18 protein-coding genes are annotated in these 21,932 nt (G+C 43.0%); 11 read left to right on the forward strand and 7 right to left on the reverse strand.

What is annotated here, in order from left to right:
- Positions 1-437 precede the first annotated feature (437 nt).
- Positions 438-1,955, forward strand: coding sequence for a PPC domain-containing protein (locus P5V12_RS16005; RefSeq protein WP_316954092.1), 1,518 nt, complete (start codon positions 438-440; stop codon positions 1,953-1,955).
- Positions 1,956-2,049: 94 nt separating this feature from the next.
- On the opposite strand, the gene P5V12_RS16010 is transcribed toward P5V12_RS16005, so the two are convergent.
- A complete protein-coding gene (locus P5V12_RS16010; RefSeq protein ID WP_316954093.1) occupies positions 2,050-3,033 on the reverse strand; it encodes a hypothetical protein in 984 nt (327 codons plus the stop codon).
- Between the two features lie 598 nt (positions 3,034-3,631).
- Between P5V12_RS16010 and P5V12_RS16015 the strand changes: the two genes are divergently transcribed.
- The 3 genes from P5V12_RS16015 to P5V12_RS16025 all read left to right on the forward strand — a co-directional run bounded on the left by P5V12_RS16015 (position 3,632) and on the right by P5V12_RS16025 (position 6,134).
- Positions 3,632-4,228 (forward strand): hypothetical protein, encoded by a 597-nt coding sequence (locus P5V12_RS16015; protein WP_316954094.1) that lies wholly within the window; start codon positions 3,632-3,634, stop codon positions 4,226-4,228.
- Between the two features lie 782 nt (positions 4,229-5,010).
- On the forward strand, positions 5,011-5,583 hold the full coding sequence (locus P5V12_RS16020; protein ID WP_316954095.1) for a GyrI-like domain-containing protein: 573 nt from the start codon (positions 5,011-5,013) through the stop codon (positions 5,581-5,583).
- Positions 5,584-5,702: 119 nt separating this feature from the next.
- Positions 5,703-6,134: a hypothetical protein gene (locus P5V12_RS16025; RefSeq protein WP_316954096.1), complete on the forward strand. Its 432-nt coding sequence runs from the start codon at positions 5,703-5,705 to the stop codon at positions 6,132-6,134.
- A gap of 101 nt (positions 6,135-6,235) precedes the next feature.
- Here the strand turns inward: P5V12_RS16025 and P5V12_RS16030 are convergent, their stop codons facing one another.
- From P5V12_RS16030 to P5V12_RS16040, 3 genes are all read right to left on the reverse strand, one after another.
- On the reverse strand, positions 6,236-8,389 hold the full coding sequence (locus P5V12_RS16030; protein WP_316954097.1) for a xanthine dehydrogenase family protein molybdopterin-binding subunit: 2,154 nt from the start codon (positions 8,387-8,389) through the stop codon (positions 6,236-6,238).
- An 11-nt stretch (positions 8,390-8,400) separates the two neighbouring features.
- A complete protein-coding gene (locus tag P5V12_RS16035; RefSeq protein ID WP_316954098.1) occupies positions 8,401-8,871 on the reverse strand; it encodes a (2Fe-2S)-binding protein in 471 nt (156 codons plus the stop codon).
- A 190-nt stretch (positions 8,872-9,061) separates the two neighbouring features.
- The gene (locus P5V12_RS16040) at positions 9,062-10,348 is read right to left on the reverse strand and encodes a glycerophosphodiester phosphodiesterase family protein (protein ID WP_316954099.1); all 1,287 of its coding nucleotides are present in this window, start codon (positions 10,346-10,348) and stop codon (positions 9,062-9,064) included.
- Between the two features lie 548 nt (positions 10,349-10,896).
- On the opposite strand from P5V12_RS16040, the gene P5V12_RS16045 reads away from it, so the two are divergent.
- On the forward strand, positions 10,897-11,346 hold the full coding sequence (locus tag P5V12_RS16045; RefSeq protein ID WP_316954100.1) for a hypothetical protein: 450 nt from the start codon (positions 10,897-10,899) through the stop codon (positions 11,344-11,346).
- A 38-nt stretch (positions 11,347-11,384) separates the two neighbouring features.
- Here P5V12_RS16045 and P5V12_RS16050 read toward each other — a convergent pair whose 3' ends face one another.
- Entirely contained in the window at positions 11,385-12,515 is a 1,131-nt protein-coding gene (locus tag P5V12_RS16050; protein ID WP_316954101.1) for a hypothetical protein, read from the reverse strand.
- 218 nt (positions 12,516-12,733) lie between these two features.
- Positions 12,734-13,123: a rhodanese-like domain-containing protein gene (locus tag P5V12_RS16055; RefSeq protein WP_316954102.1), complete on the reverse strand. Its 390-nt coding sequence runs from the start codon at positions 13,121-13,123 to the stop codon at positions 12,734-12,736.
- A gap of 147 nt (positions 13,124-13,270) precedes the next feature.
- Between P5V12_RS16055 and P5V12_RS16060 the strand changes: the two genes are divergently transcribed.
- The 4 genes from P5V12_RS16060 to P5V12_RS16075 are packed head-to-tail and all read left to right on the forward strand — an operon-like array spanning position 13,271 to position 18,215.
- On the forward strand, positions 13,271-15,805 hold the full coding sequence (locus P5V12_RS16060) for an efflux RND transporter permease subunit (protein ID WP_316954103.1): 2,535 nt from the start codon (positions 13,271-13,273) through the stop codon (positions 15,803-15,805).
- 13 nt (positions 15,806-15,818) lie between these two features.
- On the forward strand, positions 15,819-16,643 hold the full coding sequence (locus P5V12_RS16065; protein WP_316954104.1) for an outer membrane lipoprotein-sorting protein: 825 nt from the start codon (positions 15,819-15,821) through the stop codon (positions 16,641-16,643).
- A 9-nt stretch (positions 16,644-16,652) separates the two neighbouring features.
- Positions 16,653-17,966, forward strand: a complete 1,314-nt coding sequence (locus P5V12_RS16070) for a hypothetical protein (protein ID WP_316954105.1) — start codon at positions 16,653-16,655, stop codon at positions 17,964-17,966.
- Between the two features lie 33 nt (positions 17,967-17,999).
- A complete protein-coding gene (locus P5V12_RS16075; RefSeq protein ID WP_316954106.1) occupies positions 18,000-18,215 on the forward strand; it encodes a DUF2892 domain-containing protein in 216 nt (71 codons plus the stop codon).
- A gap of 56 nt (positions 18,216-18,271) precedes the next feature.
- Here the strand turns inward: P5V12_RS16075 and P5V12_RS16080 are convergent, their stop codons facing one another.
- On the reverse strand, positions 18,272-18,622 hold the full coding sequence (locus tag P5V12_RS16080) for a metalloregulator ArsR/SmtB family transcription factor (protein ID WP_316954107.1): 351 nt from the start codon (positions 18,620-18,622) through the stop codon (positions 18,272-18,274).
- 191 nt (positions 18,623-18,813) lie between these two features.
- Here P5V12_RS16080 and cysK point away from each other — a divergent pair, with 191 nt between their 5' ends.
- Positions 18,814-19,782 (forward strand): cysteine synthase A, encoded by a 969-nt coding sequence (cysK, locus tag P5V12_RS16085; RefSeq protein ID WP_316954108.1) that lies wholly within the window; start codon positions 18,814-18,816, stop codon positions 19,780-19,782.
- A 171-nt stretch (positions 19,783-19,953) separates the two neighbouring features.
- Positions 19,954-21,897 (forward strand): alpha/beta hydrolase family protein, encoded by a 1,944-nt coding sequence (locus P5V12_RS16090; protein ID WP_316954109.1) that lies wholly within the window; start codon positions 19,954-19,956, stop codon positions 21,895-21,897.
- The last annotated feature ends 35 nt before the right edge of the window (positions 21,898-21,932 follow it).

Consider the following 21,932-nt stretch of genomic DNA (forward strand, 5'->3'; position numbering starts at 1 on the left):
TCTAGGCTCGCCTTTTTTATAACTCACAAATATCATCTCCCCTCCGAAACCAAGAAACATGACTCATTACTTCTGGTTTATATCCCTTCCCAATGAAATAGGTCAAACCTACTTTTTCTCGATTTAATTTGAAAATCAAATGCTTCAAGGCTCGGCAAATCATATCGACGAAGACACAACTATTTTTTTCAACTTTTAACGCCACAATTTGATTAGCAAAAAATGACGCTCAATGTATTGCGTGACAACTTACAGAAAATACCAAAAGGCAGTCTCATTATTTGAGACGTTGATCATTTATTCTATTAATCCCAATAAGACACCATTTTTCCATAATAAGAATGACATCATTATTGGGAATAATAACTGGTACTTTTTGTACTGACTTAAAGCATCAAAAATTTATGGCGAAGTATTTCTATTTTACGGAGAAAAATATGAAGATCATAAAACGTCTTTTAGGACTGGGATTAAGCTACATGTTAATACATGCTCTGCTTCCAGCTTCAGCTTTAGCTGCACCTATAGGCACCCCGACACTTGTCAATCAATACACAGCGGGAACACAAAACATTGTTGCTGTAGCCGAGGCAGGGAACGGAGAAAAAATCATTTTATGGCAAGACAACGATCGGGGTGGAGCATCGTTCATTCAATTATACGATGGCGATGGAAACGCAAAATTTAGTAGCGATTTCTATGTTGGGATGAATGCCTCAGGCATTTCGGCAGATCTGTTTGGAAACTTTGCAGTTATCTATTCCGAACATGATGGTAGCCAGCGAGATGTTTACGTCAAAGGCTTTAATCGTGACGGTACAGTTAAGTTCAATAAAATAAAAGTTCACCCTAATTCGTCTCTCGATCAATTCCCCGGCGACATTGCCATGGAAGATTCGGGTAATTTTGTAGTGACATGGACTGACGGAACACCAAGCAACAGAAGCATCCGTTTTCAACGGTTCAATAGTAGCGGTCAAAAACTGGGTTCTTATGTTCAAGTCATCTCAAACTCAGGAAACCTAGGGGCATCCGGTTTAGATGTACTGGATAATGGAGTGATTGTTGTCAGCTATTATCTAATTATTAACAATGATGCAGATACCTGGGTAAGACGATATAGCAATAGCGGAGCATCTTTAGGTAGTGCAACGCGCGTCAATCAATACCGTTCTGGCCCCCAGATCGGTACAGGGATTACCCACAACGGACAAGACCAGTATCTAGTGTATTGGGATAGCTACAGTCAGGATGGTCAAGGCTGGTCGTCATACGCTCAACTATTCAATAACAGCGGAAGTCGTATTGGCTCACCATTTCGTTTAACCCAAACTCTGGTTTCTGGCCAACCGGGAGTCCGTGTTTCGATGTCAGATTCCGGAGTTTTTGCTGCCACATGGGAAGTCGACAACCGCTCTTGGGATTCCAGCCACATCCCAGAAATCCGTGCGAGAGAATTTAACGCAAATCTAACACCAAAAGGAAACGAGTTTGTTGTTAGTCCAACAGGAGAGTTTTCAGAAGTAAGCTGGGTTAGCATAAACGCTAACGGAGAATATTCCATTAGCTGGAGACGATACGACTCGACCAATAATTGGGATGTGTTTACTCGACGCTACACCAGTATTGAACCCAACCCTGCGTACACTTTACCCAATCATGTTCAAGTCACCATTCCTTCAGCGAATGTAGATAACTGGGTCTATTTCAAAGTGGTCATTCCTGAAGGTGTAACCTCATTCTTTGTTGACATTGAAGGAACGCAAGGTAACGCAGATTTATTTATGCGATATGGATCACTTCCAGACCTGCTAAATTATCACTTCCTTACTAACGAACCTGATAGTACAGAATACCTCGGCATCGGAAACCCTCCTCCGGGAGAATGGTATATTGGCGTCTATGCCGACACCGCGTATAGTAATTTAAAGCTCTATGTGAACTACTATTTCTAAACTTCGGTTTAACACAACAATCCCCGCACACGCGGGGATTTTATCCAATGTTATAAGATCAACTTCGAAGAAATTAGACTCACCCCAGGGTACATCATCCCTTCTTCTGGGTAGATATATCGTTTAAAAACCTAGCAAACAACTCATCCCTAACAATCTCAGACACCAGATATTCAACCGCATCATTAAATTTCCATGAAACTCTGCCGCAGGCTGAATTTGCATTCCAAGTAGTACTAAATTCATACTTGACAGCTTTATTGAAGGCCACCCCATTATCAGATAATAAGCTGACACTTATTTCCCAATATCCACTTGTACTCGAAAATCTTGCATAATTCACTTTTCCAGTGAGTTCCACATCTGAACCATAAACCCCCGCATACTTTAATTCCTTATTAAAGCCAAGACGAATATATTCCTGAATAGGTAAATACCCGGGGATCGTAACTTTCAATGCTCGACAGCTACGATCAAATTTTTCCGGAGGCTGAAGATCTGCAACACGCAGGTTAAATGGTGTTAACTTCTGTAGTATCTCCCGATTTGATTTTGAAGCACGGTACTCTATCTCCATGCTTTCTCTTTGAGAATTAACCATATCATCATCCGGCCAGTCAAAGTTTATGGCATTCAGAGACCGAAGATCATTACCATACTTAAGGATGGCCCGAACAAGCATTTCGTTTGATGGAACATAGGAATAGGCCAACCCAGACTCGCCATTAACTATAGTGCTATAAAAATACATCCCAGGCGCATTGATTTTTATTATTTTCTCTTCCGGAGGAATATATATATGTCTCTGATCAGCTAACCAATTAATATTCACCTCAGAACCTATCTCAACCTCGTAAATACCAACATCTTTCCGCCCGCCCATGGAATACCAAGCGGAGCACACCGGCTTACAATTACGAGCTTCATCCAACTTCAAACTGGAATCATTAAACAGCATGAAATATGCCTTATCTTCTGAAAAAGATGAACTTCCATAAGGCGTTTGACTATGTGTCGCACATCCACTTACATTAAGAAAACCAAAAATAAAAATAAGAATCATTAACAACCGATTCATTACCCCTCCAAACTTAATCAATTATTTCTACCACCCAACAAAAATATAAGCATTTAAGTTTTTTCAACTAAAGATGGCACAGCCTAATATTTTCGTATTCACAGTAGCTCACTAACTCTAACAACCGGAATTAAAACATGCCATACCAAATTTTACTTAGAAAAATTAAATCAATCCACACACCACCTATTAAAAATGGATATCGGCCACCAATATGAACAATAAAAGAAGAAAAGTTATAATCACCTAGCAAACGGACTCAAAGCACAACAATAGGGGTATGCCCTACAACACCTAATTCACCGGTTTCTGTACATTTTCCCTCTATCTCGTTTTAACATATACAGCGTATTATCGATCAAGCAGTGCGCGATGAGAGCCAATTCATTGGATTCCTCATAAACCAAATATTTTATACATCGATCAGTTTATATTGACAGAGATATGTATCGATTTTCTGCACTAGTCTATTCAATCAATGAATGGCCGTAAGGAACTGCACAAAAATTAAATCACATCACGTATACTATATCCTCATTATTTGAAAAATAATGTATTTAGGTTTGTTGCAGAAAAAATTCTAGGGATAAAATCAAGCATGAAAAGAGAAAATGTAAAAAGGTTAGAGACGCTTCTATGCTGCATAGCAGTATGCTGGTTCAGCGCTTTAGTTATGATGCTTTCATCAGATTTTATAATGAATATTACCAAACCTACCGAAATCAGTTTATACAAAAAATATGGAAAGATTTCTCTAATATACCTACCCACTACTCTTATATTAGTATCTCTGCTTACACAATTCTTTATTGGAGGCGTGCTTTTCAGGAAAAACAAACCAATCTATGGACTATTGTGCACATCTTTTCCTATATCAATAATTGCCCTGCCACTCTACCTCAACGGATTTCAAATTAATGCAACAATCACTATAATCATATCGCTTATACTAGCCTCTACAATTTCGTATTTAAGCGGATTATTCTTTGGCACAAGACCATCCCCAATTCCTTCACTAAACAGGCAAACAGGCAAACAGGCAAACAGGCAAACAGGCAAACAGGCAAACAGGCAAACAGGCAAACAGGCAAACAGGCAAACAGGCAAACAGGCAAACAGGCAAACAGGCAAACAGGCAAACAGGCAAACAGGCAAACAGGCAAACAGGAGTGTAATACTTCGGGAGCATGGATAGTGGTATTCGACACACTAATTGTTTTTTACTTGGCAATAATTCCTTTTGGCTTACTAAAATTTTTCAACAAGACCTCGCTTAGCTCTCTACCATTCCTTACCGCATCCATACTTTACGTATATACTTTAGTTTTACTTAGAAAAGAGCACCGCTCTGGAATATTTTTATTCATCACACCAAACATATTCCTAGCCATATTTATTTTCACATACCGAAATAAATTATATATGTACTACCAAAAAGACAATCGATCCAATCTAATCCTGTTAGTCAACATAGCTCTAACTTCAACGCCAGCAATCATGATAGTAATTTATGCAAAAAGACTAAAAAATATTTTCATCACCAAAACCACAATTAAAAATTAAACACAATTCAAATGTAAGACCACACATATGAAGAACCTTATCATCACATTGCTGCTTTTGATTTCAACACAAAACACTAACGCTATCGACCTATCGAAAACCTCATGCAGATTGTTTTTTGCGGCAATTGACAGCATGATTGCTGAAAATCAATCCAATCGCGCCCGGGATCATATGTTTTTCATATACGGGCATGTATCTGGAAAGAATGGGTCTGCCAATATGGACTTCCGAACTTTCTCCCAATTCAAACGAGCACATAGAGAGATGTGTGAGAAGGCCCCCAAGAAAAACATGCTAGAGGTTGCTAACTCGGCATATCAAACATTAGTCAAATAAAACACTAAAGAAACCACTTACTACCTGCACAACTAAATAGTGATACGTACATCAAACGTAATACGGGTGGCACAAATGAAAACCATTAGCATAATTATCATTCTTTTAATTCTATCACTTATCGCCTATCTTTCTCGGCATGGGTTATTTTCATCGGTAAGAATCTCGGAGAAAAATACGGGACCACTGCTAATTGTTTACAAAAAGCATATTGGTGAATATAAAAATGTTGGCCCTGTAATGGATAAAATCTATTACGACTTAAAAAACAACCATTCGATTGATACGACAAAAGGGTTTGGCCTCTACTACGACAACCCTAAGGAAGTTAACCGGGATAAATTGAGAAGTATTGTTGGCTGTATAGTTGAAGGTAGAAGCAAGGAAGAGTTAGAGCACATTACCGGAAAATATGGTGTCCAGGAGCATCCCGGTTCAAACAGTGTGGTAGCTGAATTCCCATACAAAGGTAAGGCATCGATAATTCTCGGCATTTTCAAAGTCTACCCTAAATTACTGGCATACATTAACAATGAAAATTATCCACATAACCCAATAATGGAAGTCTACGATCTCCCAAACCAGAAAATAGAGTACACATCTTCAATTGAGTTAACTGCGGATTTTTATGATGCCCTATTACAGTAAATCCGGGCGAAAGCTATTCGGCAAAAAATAACGAGCAGAGCTTAAGGAATACATGAAGTGGACACTTACAAAATGCTCTCACCATCTCGGCACACAACCTGCCTGAACTCGTTGTAAAAATGAAACTATTGCTTAAAAAGAAAACAAAACATAAGCCCAAAAATCCGCCAAAGAAAAAGGACGAGACAACCTGCCAAGCTTGCGGTTACCAACGAAAGGATTCCGACACAAATCCGCTATGGCAATGTCCTGGTTGTGAGCGCGCATACTCAAAGGTTAATCGCGAGGTATATAGCCAGGAGGAAGTGAAGGCGAAAAATAGAAAATACCGAGAGAGGGAAGCAGAAGAGAAGAAAACCGCGGAAGTAGAAGAGAAAGTAAAAGAACACAGAGCAAATAGCCTGCTAGCAGGCGCCACGGGTTGTCTAGCAATACTACATGGAGTAAGTAATACCTGCCGAGGGCTTGTGTTTAATCCAGTGGCACTCACAATTGGCGGAGTAATTATCCTTGGCGCACTGATATATTTTATGTCCACTTACTCTGGTTAGATTGAAAAACTTTAGATAACACATTTCATCATCGATAATGACGAACAAAAACCCCATATACCTACCAAGGTATATAGGGTTTACAATCTCTACTTTAACTTTTAAACCAATCCAGTTTTTGATAGCGGGAAAGATCGTACACGTTGTTTCGTCGCCGCATAAACCGCATTCATTAATGCCGGTGCAACAGGAGGCACTGCCAGCTCGCCAACGCCGTCTGGAGTATCCCGCTCTTGAATAAAATGTACTTCAATAGGCGGAACTTGATTCATACGTGCAACGGGGTAATCGTGGAAGTTGCTTTGTTTAACAGCACCCTCTTCGACTTCAATTGCTCCATATAAGGCAGCAGAAAGCCCCCATATCACACCACCTTCGATTTGGCCGGCAACTTTTTCCGGGTTAACAATTAAGCCACAGTCCGCGGCAACCACTACGCGCTCCAGTTTAATTCCAGAACCTGTTTTGGAGACCTCCACCACCATCGCGCAATAGCTATTACCGTGCATAAATGGGTAACCGGCAATACCTTGATAAATACCCTGCTTGGCTTTGCCCCAGTTAGCTTTTTCCATTGCTAATTTAAATACGTTGCGATAACGACGACTATCTGTTTTATCACCGGACCAGTGCTTAATATCGGTGACTTCATCTTGTTTCAACAGAGCCAAACGAAATTCTGCTGGGTCTTTTCCTGAAGCATTCGCGACTTCATCAATAAAACTTTCCTGACTAAACGCCCAAAGATGAGCTTCAACAGATCGCCAAGGGCCGGTTGCCAAGGGTTGCTTATTTTTCACGCCGTAGGAAAATAAATTAGGAACCTGGTAGATATTCCAATCGCGAGCAACCGTATCTCCGGATGTTTTAACGGAACGCCATGCGATGCATTGACCGTTTTCAATCCCGGCCTCTTCGACTGCGGCATATGCAGGATGAAACGCATCATTTTGAATATCATCTTCACGAGTGAACAACAGTTGCACAGGTAAACCGTTAGCTTCTTTGGCTGCAAGCGCGGCTTCTGCAAAGTAATCGCCGATAAAACGGCGACCGAAAGCACCACCTGAACGCATATTATGAATCACAATATTTTTTTCAGGAATTCCCGTTGCCTCGGCTATATCCAGTGTTATTTGATAACCATCTTGATTAGCTGCCCACACGTCACAACGATTATTTTCTATTTTAACGTTGGCACATAGTGGCTCCATTGGCACATGCGACTGATAAGGGATCTGATATAAGGCTTTGATTTTTACCGGTGCGTCAGTTAACGCATTGGTTTTTCCGTTTTCAATAACCGCTTGTTTTTCTCCCAGCAGCGCCTGATCTAAATAGTCAAAAAGTTTGTTTTGATGGTAGTCACCATACTCGCCTTTTTGCCATTCAAGCTTTAGCGCCTTTTTACCTTGAATTGCAGCCCAGGTATTTTCAGCTAAAACAATAACACCGTCTTGCAATGTGGTTCTATCGGATAACTTTTTGCCTTTCACCGCAAACACTTTGACAACACCGGGAATTTTTTTTGCGAGGGAGTCATCAAAACTCTTAAGCTTGCCACCAAGAGTGGGAGATCGCGAAACATTGGCATACAGCATTCCATCCGACGCGAAATCTATGCCGTAAACTTGTTTCCCCTCCACAATTCCTTCAAAGTCATTATCCGCATCAGACTTGCCGATTAATTTAAATTGAGAGTTGGCTTTAAGTTGTGGTTTTTCCGGCACCTTGGCATTTACCGCCAATTTTGCCGCTTGCGCCAATGTCATGGTCTTTGCGTTGACGCGATTTAGAATCGTATCCCCTTCAATGGCACAGTCCAACACTTGTACAGCAAAGACTTTTGCGGCAGCCGTAAGCAGCATTTCTCTCACTGCGGCGGCGGCATTGCGCACTTCCGGCCACATGGAACGTATAGAGAAGCTCCCGCCGGTAACCCAACTCCAACGCCGATCTGCCGGCAACCGACCGACAAAATATTCCATGTAATGCAGTTCCACATTATTTAGCTGAGTACCAATCTCATCGGCGATCACGGTTGACAAGCCAGTACTGATCCCTTGCCCCATTTCGTGCTTGATCGAACTAAAGTGGATTCGACTATCCTCTCCGATCGCAATGAGAGTATGTAACTGTAGATTTTCTTTTTCGGCTGCATGAAGGTTCACCACACCAACACCAGGTACTACCCCCAAACACAGTAAGCCTGCTCCCACAGAGGAGCGCTTAAATAATTCTCTTCGTGAAATCATTACACTCCCCCTTAAGCTTCTTTAAACAGGTCTGTCGATACGTTTTGAATGGCCGCTTTGATTCGCGGGTAGGTGCCGCAGCGACAGATATTGCCTGACATATAATCTTCGATTTCTTTTTCTGAAGGTGAGTGGTTACTTTCGAGCAAGGCTGTGGCAGACATAATCTGCCCTGGCTGGCAATAACCGCATTGGGGGACATTATGCTCAATCCAGGCATGTTTTAATGCCTGTGTGACTTCGTTATCTGTGGCTTCGATGGTGGTAATCTTTTGGTTTCCAACAGCAACAACAGGATAAGAACAGGAACGAATCGGGTTGCCATCGATATGCACAGTACACGCACCACACAAACCAACACCGCAGCCATATTTTGTGCCTTTTAATCCGGCAAAATCCCGCAGTACCCATAGCAGCGGTGTATCAGGCTCTGCAGACACCTCCACCTTGTTATTGTTTATAGTGAGTGTGAATTTCTGCATAGACAGCTCTCCTTCGCGATAGAAGCATTAGAGGGAATTATTATTCTCAGTGTATATAGCAGATATTCTGCTGACAGGTGCGTGAAAACACTGTGAAGGAAGCCGCCAATCGGCAAGATGAGAAATATTTATCGCCTGAAATGTTGCTGACTGCCATGCACAGCCAGCAACGATAAAGAAGGGAGGAAGACTATAAACCCATACAATTCGCGTAGTAGGTTACCGATGCTGGCCAGTCACTGAAAATACCTTTAATACCTACCTCTTTCGCCAACACGTCGAGCGTCCGGTATTTATCACCATCGTTATCAATCACTTCCGTTGTGGTTTGGTGATACCAGCCACCACCGTCTTTAAGCAAACCTGAGCGCTCGAAAGTCCAGGTAATAATCTCCAAGCCCGCAGCTTTAGCTTGGTAAGCATAGGTTGAAGGTACGATGTCGCCATCCGCATTCACATCCAGCAGCATCCACATCGGCGGAGCGATAATTTCCACACCTTGCGCTACCAGCTCTTCCATATTCGGTTCCCAAGTTTCCGGGTTGGTATGATCAAAGTTTGCATTATCGTATCGACCATCCAGATACACCGCCTGACGACCAAATCGAGGTTCGTTTTCAATCCAGTATTTCACGTCATCCAGATTAAACGATTGCGCCCAGACCTTACGTGGCGAAACACCTGCTTCCTTGTACTCATTAATCATCTGCTGTGCATAGGCTTCCTGCGTGTAATCTCCTTGAAACGGCATTTCAACACTAGGAGATTTAAGCTCTGGCGTGTATTTCACGCCCAACTCTTTGAAAAGCTGGATACTTTCCTTATGTGAAAGCAATGTGCCACAACTTGCATACAAGTCTGTACGCCAGCTGGCAGTGGCATTCATATATTGCTCGACTGTGGTGGCGTTGGCATTGGCCGCATCCATTTTGCCGCAAAGAGATTTAAATTCTTCCAGAGTGATATCGCTGGTACAGCATCTGGCCTGAGCCTTGGTTCCCGCTTCCGGGTTTGCAGGCGAAAAAGGTACAGAGCATTTATTTGCCAAATCCGTTGCCAGAATATTGGTTGTGGTATGCAAATCACATTGAGAATGCCGGCAAACCAACTGACGGTCTTTGGTAAAGGTGACATCACACTCTACGATTCCTGCTCCCATACGAGCAGCAGCGCGGTAGGACTCTTCTGTATGCTCAGGAAACTGCATAGCCGCACCGCGGTGACCAATGGAAAAATCCGTTTTATAAAAAGGCCCCTTCTCACAGGATTTAAGGCGATCCTTCAACTCGCCTTCTTCCATATCGTCAACGAGAAAAAAAGGACGCGGGCCCAGTTCAACTGTGGTTTTTTTTCCTTTGTGATACTTACCATGCTTATGATGCCTATCGTTGTCATGGTCAGAATGGGCTTTACCGGCAAAAGCCAGAGAAGCGTTGAATAACAGTGACGCAAAAGCGACGTACAACAGTGTTCGCATTATCTACTCCAGATAGATTATTGGTTTTTACTAAAAGATATAAGGAGAGTATTGCTGTCGCGTTTTGCTTTTATTAAGGTTTTAAAAAAACAATGTATTTATTCCACAATTTGCACTACCGCACATTTAATCCGACCACTCTCAAACCTCCCTAAAACGCCCAAATACACACACTTGGCATAAAGTAATCATGACGCTTTTATGCACACAATATTACATACACAACACAAAATTAGAGGCCATATAGCAAGCGACCCCCATAAGATGCAACCTCACTTAAACATTAGGTGCAAAAATCAAAAAAAGCATTCTCGTCACACAGTCACCAACAAAACAAAAAACGCCATAAACAAAGCAAGAATTGACGCACAAAAAAACCCTAAGTCTTCCAATTAAACATCACAAAAAAACCAACTAAAAAACACGTCAAAAACAGAAAATCACACTATCCAATAACCCCAAAATTAACACAAATGAAATAGTTGATTTCTAACATTGCCTCGCCTGCACTCCACTACATTTTAAACTTTGCATCCCGGAGATAAAAAATGAAAAACTTATCCAGTCTATTAATTATTTCACTACTTTTTGCTTCATCACTCTCATTAGCAAAAACCAAATACGTTGAAGGAAAGTTCTCTGCCATAAACCCGGAATCAGAAACCGTTTTTATTATTGAGAAAAAAACAGGAGACCTGATTCAGTACAAATTATCTTCCGACGCATTCAATGCATTTCAAAAACAAGGCGGATTTGAAAAAGGCGAAGATATTACGCTGCAACTGCACACCAAACAAAAACAAAGCAGCAGCGAAACAAAAAGTGTATCGGGAGAATTTGCAGGAATCGATTCTCAGAAGAACATCATTTACATCATCGAGAAGCAAAGTAAAAATCTGGTGGGTTACAGATTCGATACAAGCAGTAAAGAAACTGATCGAATAGAAGACCTGAAGGAAGGGGAAAAAGTTACCTTAAGCCTGGAGCAAGCAAACTAAGTAAACGGTAGTGCTGCAGTGTCACGCTGCTGCACTATTTACCAACCTCGCTCGTTAGTTTCCTCGGTAATGACAGCCCAAACCTCCTTGGCTTGCCCTTTACCTGAGAATGTCCTAAAGCCAAGTGTTCTCAAATACTCAATCGCAGCTACAGAAGTAAGACCATACGGTCCCGCCGCGGCTTCCGCCCCCTCAAGGGATAAGTCATTCATTCGAGTAATATCCATGACCGGAATCCGATTCTGATTGTCATCCCACATTTTGAACACTTCGCAGAAAAAGCGCGCCTGCGCTCGTTCGCTACTTTGATTTTCACCACTCGAGGGCATTCCCACTTCTGTTAGAAAAATAGGTTTATCGGGATAAGTTTGTACTAACGCGTCAATATCGGAATGAACACTGGCGGCATCTCTGACCATGAAGTTTTCATCGATGGGATAATACGTCACGCCAAGAATATCAACCGCTGACAATAAGGCTGTAAATATATCTTCGACCGATTTGTCTTGGTTGACAATGCCTCCCCAAGTTGCGGTAAAGCCCAATTTGATCTCGGGATACTGATTTTGCATGTGCAACTTAATCGCAAACAAGAAAGCACCGTAATCGGACCAAAAATCCTGATGTTCATCTCGTGTATCGTAGCCATCAATTTCATTACCGACGTGCAGACTCAATATATTTTCGGCACCAACCTGAGACAAAACATAGTCCAGCAATGTGGTGAAACGTTCTGCCATAACTGGCGCGTTAAAACGGGTAGAGGTTAGATCATCAGGCACAGTCTTACCGGTGACATCGATAGGGCGGACCACAAGAACTAATTTTAACTGGTCGGTTTCCAAATGGTGTTTAATACTGGCGAGAATATTATCCGGGTCAACAAACTGGTTGGGCGCACTTTCAATTTGACTCCAGGTTATGTGTAGCTGAGTGAAGTCACCGCCTATTTGCTTAAAACGTTGTACGTTCTCTTCGAAGCTACCTTGCTCATTCTCATTCAGGTAATCCATACCCAATAAGCGTTCTCCTTTAGCAATGGGAGAGTGGAGACACTGAAATGTGTTGGAAACAGGAACAGAACTAGCTTGTCCGTTAGAGCTCGAACCTCCACCGCAACTGACGAGAAAAAACGTAACGCTTACAACAATGAAGAGACGAGTATTCATAACCCTTGCCTGTATTTTTTTATAATGTACTTCTGTCAGGAAGTTATTTTTAACGCTAAAAAAATGACTAGGCAAATTTATTTCCAAGTTCGGCTTATTCCCGGAATTTCAAAAATTTTTTGCGACAAAAGTACGTGATAATGACGCCAAAAAATACATAACCCCAAACATTACGATTTAATTTTTTGCGCCATTGATCACGTGATACTTGAGTCAAACTAGACAGACTGAATGGGATACTCCGCAGCTTCCCATGCGAGATAACCACCCGCCAGGGACTTAAGCTGTTGAAAGCCCATATCCTGCAATGATTTTGCAGCCAAGGCCGAGCGACCACCCGTTCGACAGTAGAGATAGATTTCAGCTTCTTTTAATTGCAATGAAGGGGCGATTTTTTGTTCAACCGCAGGGTGGCCTTCAACTTCAAACTCTAACAACCCTCTTGGAATATTTATCGCACCAAAAATGTGCCCTGCGTTATACTCAGCGGGCTCCCGAACGTCTATGATTATGGGGGCGTCACCCAGTTTCTGTTTTAGGGTTTCGGCTTCAACTTCATCGATACACTGTTTTGCTTCTTGGACGAGCTGCATAGCGGTTTTCGACATAATAACTCCTACTAACGATTTACAAATGGACTTAACAAGCAACAATAACACAAAAAGCTTGTAATTTAGAATATACTAATATAACCTTTCGACAAACATTAGGACAACCTAATATACACCAATTTCGCTAAAGGTTTGATGATCTCAATGAAAAACTGGACGATTAACACCGCTCTCAATCACCCAAAGGCTGTGTATTGGGCTATGGGTGTGCTTACGCTAGTCTTAACCGCATTCATTCCGTTAATACAGATTGATACCGACCCGGAGAACATGCTGCCAGTAGATCAACCTGACAGGGTGTTTCACAATCAGGTCAAACAGGAGTTCTCGCTTTACGACTCCATTGTTGTAGGCGCAGTAAATACTTACCATCCAAATGGAATCTTCAACGCAGAATCCCTCTCTGCATTGCATAGTCTAACTCAACACATACTGACTATAGACGGTGTAATCGAACAGGATCTGATGTCACTCAGCACTTCTGACAATATAGAACAAGCCGGCCCAGGCACCATCCGGTTTGAGTGGTTAATGCCCCAAGCACCGGAAAATGAACAGACTGCCCAGGCAATACAGAAAAAGGTTAACCGCCTGCCTCTTGCGCTGGAAACTCTGGTGTCCGGTGATGGTAAATCCGCGGCGATCTACGTCCCAATTAAAAGCAAGGATGAGAGCCACCGCATTTCAAAAGAAATCCTGGCCTATATCGATCAACTCAATAGTGATGACGAATACCACATTACAGGCTTGCCGGTTGCGGAAGACACCTTTGGTTTTGAAATGTTTGTCCAAATGGGGATCTCCGCTCCATTAGCTGCGGTCATGATCTTCATCATTATGTTGCTGTTCTTCCGCTCCTTTAATTTGGTTATCGCGCCCATGATCGTGGCCATGGCAACCGTGTTATCTACTATGGGGCTGCTAATTGCGTGTGGTTATACGGTACACATCATGAGTTCCATGATCGCCATCTTCCTCATGCCCATTGCCGTTGTGGATTCGGTCCATATCATGTCCGAGTTCGCCGACCGCTATAAGCCAGGCAGAACCCCGAGAGATGTCGCCAGAGAAGTGCTTCAGCATCTATTTAAACCGATGCTGTTCACATCAATTACGTCTGCGGTGGGTTTCTTATCTCTCCTGATAACCCCAATTCCACCGGTTCAAATTTTTGGCTTCTTTGTTGCCTTTGGTATTCTGCTCGCGTTTATTTTTACCGTGCTCTTTATGCCCGCCTATATCAGCCGCATGTCAGAGAAGAAACTGGCGGATATGCAAGCCGCCCTGCACGCCCATGATGGCGACAGTTTTCTGGCCCGAGTATTGAAATATATGGGCGTGGCAACCGTGAACTACTCCAAACTGATTCTCATTGTATTCATCGCACTGTTCGGCGTAAGTGTGGTGGGCATCCAAAAAATTCAGATTAATGATAACCCTGTTCGCTGGTTTAAAGCCGACCACAGAATTCGTATTGCCGATGAAGTGTTGAATCATCATTTCGCTGGTACTTACGATGCATTTTTAACTTTGAGCTTTACCGGAAAAGACATGCTTATCCAACAACAGCAAGCCAAAGTGAATGTGCTGCTGAGTCAGGTGGATAACAAGCAAATTGAAACCGTTGCCAAGCAGTTTCTGAATAACGCTATCGACACCAATGAATTGATAAGCCGCCTGGATGACTTATCCTTCGACCTGGATGGCAACGCATTAACGGCTGTTGAAGAACTTATTAGCCAATTGGAAACCTACGCGACCGAGGCTAAATACTTCACCCGTCCAGATGTTCTTGCGTATATGGAACAGCTACAGAAGCATATGGACTCCACCGGTTTAGTCGGTAAATCCAATGCCATAACAGATTTGGTCAAAACCGTTAACCGTGAACTCTATTCAGGCGAGGACGGTGATTACAAAATTCCACCGACTCAAGCGGGTGTTGCCCAAGCACTACTCCAATTTCAGTCTTCTCACCGGCCTCAAGATTTATGGCATATGGTGAACCCGGATTACAGTCGTGCGCTGATCTGGTTACAGCTTACCAGCGGTGATAATCAGGATATGAATCGTGTGATCGATTCGGTTAAAGACTATGTTGCCAGTCATCCACTGCCAGAAGGCATGGAATACCGTTGGGCAGGCAAAACCTTCATTAATGTCGTCTGGCAGGAAGCGATGGTAACCGGCATGCTGGAAAGCCTGATCAGCGCTTTCGTCGTCGTGTTTATTATGATGGTGGTGCTTTTCCGCTCCGTATTGTTCGGCACACTTGCCATGCTGCCACTCACACTCACCATTACCTTTATTTATGGGTTAATTGGCTGGATTGGAAAAGATTACGATATGCCTATCGCGGTACTGTCAGCATTAACACTCGGCCTGTCCGTTGACTTCGCAATCCACTTTTTGGAACGCGCACGGGAAACCTTCAAACAAACCGGCAACTTCCATGAAGCCATGGCGATTATGTTCGACGAACCCGCTAACGCCATTAGCCGTAACGCACTGGTGATTGCATTGGGCTTTACCCCGTTACTGTTTGCGCCTCTTGTCCCTTACATCACGGTTGGCGTATTCCTGGCGTCCATTATGGCGGCATCCGGTTTGGTTACCCTGATGGTACTACCGGCCGTGTTAAATCAGATAAAACGCTTTGTCGTGAAGACAGCCAATTAATTTAGGAGGCCTTATGTTTTCTTGTAAAAAAGCATCATGCAATATCGCCGCATTTGCCTTTGTTGGGGTAGCACTATTCCTCGTGTTTCTGCTCTCCAATAAAACCACTGCGGCAGAACTCACAGCAGATCAAATCGTGGAAAAAGCCAACCTGGCTTCATACTATGCCGGCGCAGATGGACGAAGCCAGGCACGGATGAAAATTGTCGACTCACAGGGAAGAAGCCAATTACGACAATTCACCATTCTGCGTAAAGATATCGAGGACGCCGGCAAGCAGGATTTTCTGGTTGTCTTTTCCCGCCCGGCAGACGTTAGAGGCACGGTATTTTTAGTGAAAAAGAACCCGGCGGATGATGACAACCGTTGGCTGTACCTTCCCGGCCTGGATTTAGTGAAACGTATTTCCGCCGGAGACAAACGCACCAGCTTTGTTGGCTCCCACTACTTCTATGAAGATGTATCAGGGCGCGCGCCCATCCAAGACAACCATGAACTGGTTCGTCAGGATGACTCTCATTACTACTTAAAACATACACCAAAAGATAAAAATTCGGTGGAGTTTAGTTATTACGAAACCGCGATCGACAAAAGTACCTTTTTACCGATGAAGATCGATTATTTCGATGAAAACAAAAAGCCAATACGCAGCGTTGAAGTCGATACCGTAGAAACGGTGAAAGGCTATCCAACCGTGACTCAGTCGAAAATTACTGATCACAAATCCGGTGGCTACACGCTAATGCAGTTCCGTTTTATGGACTACGATCTGGGCATTGAAGAAAGCATTTTCTCCGAACGGTCTTTACGTAATCCGCCCCAGAAATGGCTTGAGTAATCCTACGATATGAACAAAAAACAGTTATTCATACTTCCCCTATTACTCTTCTCCCTGGCCACTCAGGCCGAGGATGACCAGTGGTCAGACTCAGAAGGCGGCAGCGACTGGGGTAACGAGAAATGGGGAGAGGAATCCTGGAACGAGAGCAGTTCCACACCGCTATTTACCGGCTTCGTTGAAGCCGGGTATAGCGGCTGGATAAATGATTCCGTCAACCACAGCGATCGGCCACTGGAGGAAATCCGCTGGCGCCTGGAAAGAGCCGATAACTTCAACGGTTTTAAAACCACCGTATACTCTGATATCACCTACGATGGGGTAACCGATAAAACCGAAATAAAACTCCGCGAGTTTAACTTGCAGTTTTCGCTAACGGACTCCATCGACACCAAATTAGGCAGACAGATTCTGACATGGGGAACCGGGGATCTTATTTTTATTAACGACTTGTTTCCCAAAGACTGGCAATCCTTTTTTAATGGACGGGATGATGAATACCTGAAAGCGCCTTCCGACGCGGCCAAGGTATCCTTTTATTCCCCCGGCTTTAACTGGGACTGGATCGTCACCCCTGAGTTCGATAAAGACAACTTCCTCTCTGGCGAAAGGTTTAGCTCATATTCCCCCCAAACCCAGAGTATTGCGCAACCAGAATCCCCTTTTAGTTCAGATACGTCCACCGACAATGATTATGAAGTGTCCACACGTATCTTTGGCATTAAGGGTTCCAAAGAATGGGCGATATATGGCTATCGAGGGTTCTACAAAACACCCGACTCAGTAAGCGAAGCAAACACCCCCATGCATTCTCGCATGAACGCCTTGGGAGCCAGTTTACGCATGCCACTTGGCAAAGGGTTATGGAATATCGAAACCGGGTATTACCAGAGTGTTGAGGACGAGAATGGTGATAATCCGCGAGTGCCCAACGACGAGATCCGGCTTCTTACTGGTTACGAAATGGAAATTGTGAAGAATCTGACCGCCGCCGCTCAGTTCTATCTGGAAAAAACCCAGGACTACCAGCAGCAACAGCAACATTCCTACGCCCCCGTACAAGAACGTAGTGAATATTATGAAATGCTAACGCTACGCTTAACCCATTTGGCCATGCGGCAAAACCTGACGTCCTCCCTTTTCATCTTTTACTCTCCCGATGAAGAAGATGGGCACCTGCGCCTGAAAGCCGAGTACAGAATTAACGATAACTGGAAAATTGCCGCTGGCTCCAACGTATTTTTTGGTGAGAAGGATTACACCTTTTGGGGGCAATTAGACGAAAACGACAACCTGTGGATGCGAATCAGGTATTCCTATTAATCATCCACAAAAGAATTTTTGGAGGTACAAACCATGTCACTAGAAAGAGCATTAACTGCGTTTGCCGGAATGATGGTACTGATTTCAGTCGCCCTCACCTATTTTGTTCACCCCTATTTTGTTTGGTTCACCGTATTCATCGGTGCGAACCTGTTTCAACAATCATTTACCCGCTTCTGCCCGGCAACAATGATTATGAGAAAAGTGTTTGGCTTGAAAACAGAAAGAGAGCTGGCATTAGAAAAATAGAATGGACGATTCCCCCTTTGGTGATTTCCAGAGGGGGATTTATAACGGATGCAGTATTAAGCCTGGACTTCTCCCCCATCCACCAGCTCAGTAGACACTGAACAGTAGATACCATGTAGGGTTTCAATCACTCTGGCCGCAGGACCTTCCACAATGGAGTAATAGATTGTCTGGGAGTCCCGACGGGTGTTCACCAAACCATCTTTCCTCAACACTGCGAGGTGTTGTGACAATGCGGACTGACTTAAATCCAATTGCTCATTAAGTTGTGATACTGAAAGCTCCCCTTGACTCAGTATGCACAGAATCAAAAGCCTATTTTCATTTGCTAACGCCTTTAACAGGCGACTCGCATTATTTGCGTGAGCACGCAATTGCAGAACATCAAACTCTTCACAAGTACTCAAGGGAATCCCCCCTTATTTTAGGCGACACGAACCGATACAATACCACTAACTAAAACCGGCCACAACTCTAATTTAGATTTTTCTAATATATAAAATATTCCCTTTATATTTTTCGCCTCCAACATAAGCTTGCTTCTGCCTAAGCTTTGCTTTTCAATTGGCCCACGCACAACACTTGGATAAGGATTCTTATGAGCAAAATCTACGCTGACAACTCACACACCATAGGCCATACCCCTCTGGTAAAAATAAGTCGAATAACAGATAAAAACATTTTGGTAAAAATCGAATCCCGTAATCCCGCCACTTCAGTGAAGTGTCGAATTGGCTCCAACATGGTATGGGATGCTGAAAAACGCGGCGTACTGAAGCCCGGTATGACTGTGGTCGAACCGACCTCGGGTAACACAGGTATTGCCCTTGCCTACGTCTGTGCCGCACGAGGCTACAAACTGGTTTTGACCATGCCGAACACCATGAGCCTGGAAAGAAGAAAGCTGATCAAAGCTCTTGGTGCTGAGCTGGAACTTACTCCCGGGGAAAAAGGGATGAAAGGCGCGATCGAAAAGGCTCAGGAAATTTGTGCCCAGGATCCAGACAATACTTTTATGCCCAGCCAGTTTGATAACCCCGCCAACCCTGAAATTCACGAACAAACCACCGGCCCCGAAATCTGGCAGGACACGGACGGCGAAATTGATATTCTTATTTCAGGCGTCGGTACAGGTGGCACCATCACCGGCATCAGCCGTTACATAAAACAAACCGAAGGCAAAGCAATCACCACTGTAGCAGTTGAGCCAGAAGATTCACCGGTCATCAGCCAAACACGTGCTGGTCAAGAGGTCACACCCGCGCCGCACAAAATTCAAGGCATAGGTGCAGGCTTTGTACCTGGCAATTTAGACCTGTCATTAATTGACGAAGTGGAGCTGGTCAGCAATGAAGACGCCATTAAAAATGCACATCGCTTAATGAAAGAAGAAGGCATATTGGCCGGTATTTCCAGCGGCGCGGCTTTAACTGCAGCCTTACGCCAGGCAGAAAAACCAGAAAACGCAGGTAAAACCATTGTCGCAATACTTCCCGATTCCGGCGAACGATACCTGTCCAGCATTCTGTTTGCAGATATGTTCACGGATAAAGAGCTTCAGCAGTAACTCAAATACGGCGCTTAGTGCGCCGTTATTTTATACAAAATGCGCGTTTAACCGATTTGATACCGGTTGTTAGACTTTAAACACATCAAGTTTTGATATTACTCAATACCAGCGTCTAATAATCAAACAACGATAGTAAGTGGATAAAAACATAAAAACCAAGGAGCTGAAATGAAGTCTCTCTTTTTCACCTTTTTCATATTGCTTTTCACCAATATAGCCCTGGCAAAGATTCCCATTGAGCACTTTGCTAAATCTGAACAGTATCTTGATGTCGTTATTTCCCCGACAGGTGAATACCTTGCGGTGGAAATGAAATCAAAAGACGATCGTCATATGATCGCTATTCTCAAAACGGAAGATATGTCTTTAGTCAGCCATATTCCCCCCTATGCCACAACAGAACCTATGAACCCTGTTTGGATATCGGATGACCGTTACACCTTTCAGATTGGCGAATATTACCCGGGTGAAAATATTTTGTATCCAAACGGCGAGCTTGTTGCAGTCGATGCAAATGGAAAGAACATGAAGATGCTTGTTCAGTTGCAAAGTACAGTTAATAATGGTGTAGACACGTTTCCAAATAAAATTCGTGGTTATGCTGAAGTTTTGCATACATTACCAGAAGATCCAAAACATATTCTTATTCAGGTTCGTCCATGGACAGGATTTACAGAGAAGAACCGTAATATAGATGTATACAAAATACGAACAAATACTGCAAAAGCGCGAAAAATTGCAATATCGCCGTCTAAAGAAGCATTTTTTCTTACATCACCAGAAGGGGAGATTACATATTCAGTCGGAATAGATTTAGAAGACAATAATAGATATGTCACCCATAAATTTAATAAAGGGAAATGGGAAAAAATATCAGACTACCCCTCCGATAACGAGTACAAACCCCTGTTTTCCATAGGAGACGGCTCAGAAATACTGATCAAAGAGTTCCATAAAACGGGAACGAGCAAAATATATAAATACAATGTAGAGACGCAGGAAAAAAAAATAGTATTTAATCATCCCGTTGTAGATCCACATTCATATGACGTTAACCCAAAAAATAATGAAGTATTAGCAATCAGCTTCGAACCTGATTATCCTGATATTGCATTAATTAATCCAAAACATCCCTTAACCTCATGGTATCCGGCCATATATCCGATTTTTGGAGGTAAGCGAGTAAGCTTCACCAGTGCTTCTAACGATAACTCGTTAATAATTGTGCATGTCACAGGTGACACAGCCCCCGGTCAATTTCATTTATTTAATACTAAAACCAAACAAATTAGATATTTATTAAACGCAAAAAAATGGTTAACGGATGAGCAACTATCTCCTACAAAACCCATTATTTTTGAAGCAAGAGACGGGTTAAAAATTCGAGGTTACTTAACCTTACCGAAGACAGAACAAAAAACACCACCCGCAATGGTCGTTCTGCCTCATGGAGGACCGCATGCTCGAGACTTTTGGGAATACAGTGATGATGTACAGTTTCTTGCCTCGCGAGGATATGCAGTACTACAAATAAACTATCGCGGTTCTAGCGGTTACGGTTATGACTTTGCAACCCGATCAGAGCTAAATTGGGGAAGCGATGTGCAGTACGATATTATCGATGGAACTAAATGGGCAATAAAAAACGGTCATGCGGACAAAAATAATATCTGTATTATGGGCTATTCTTTTGGTGGCTATTCAGCGTTAATGGCACCCACTATAGAGCAAGGATTGTTTAAATGCGCAATTGGAGCAGTAGGGGTGTACGACCAATCGTTAATGTGGAAAACAGCAGATATTCATGAAAAACGTTCAGGACGTAACTACCTTGAGACAGAAATCGGAAAAGACGAAGAGGTTATGCGAAAGAACTCTCCAATTTACCAGGTCGACAAGCTACAAATTCCCGTCTTACTGGCTCATGGTGGTAAAGACTGGCGCGCAGACGAAGAGCATTACCATAACATGGTAAAGACCCTAAAAGAACGCAATCACCCTCATGAAACATTTTTTGTAAAAAGTGAAGGGCATGGTTTTTCAACGGAAGAGTCTCGGATTAAATTCTATCAACACGTTGAAAAATTCTTACAAAAACACCTTTCACTGTAAGTAAAAAATACAGCTAGCCCGCCATAAGTTTTGGC

It is taken from the genome of Teredinibacter sp. KSP-S5-2 (assembly GCF_032773895.1).
Classification (GTDB): domain Bacteria; phylum Pseudomonadota; class Gammaproteobacteria; order Pseudomonadales; family Cellvibrionaceae.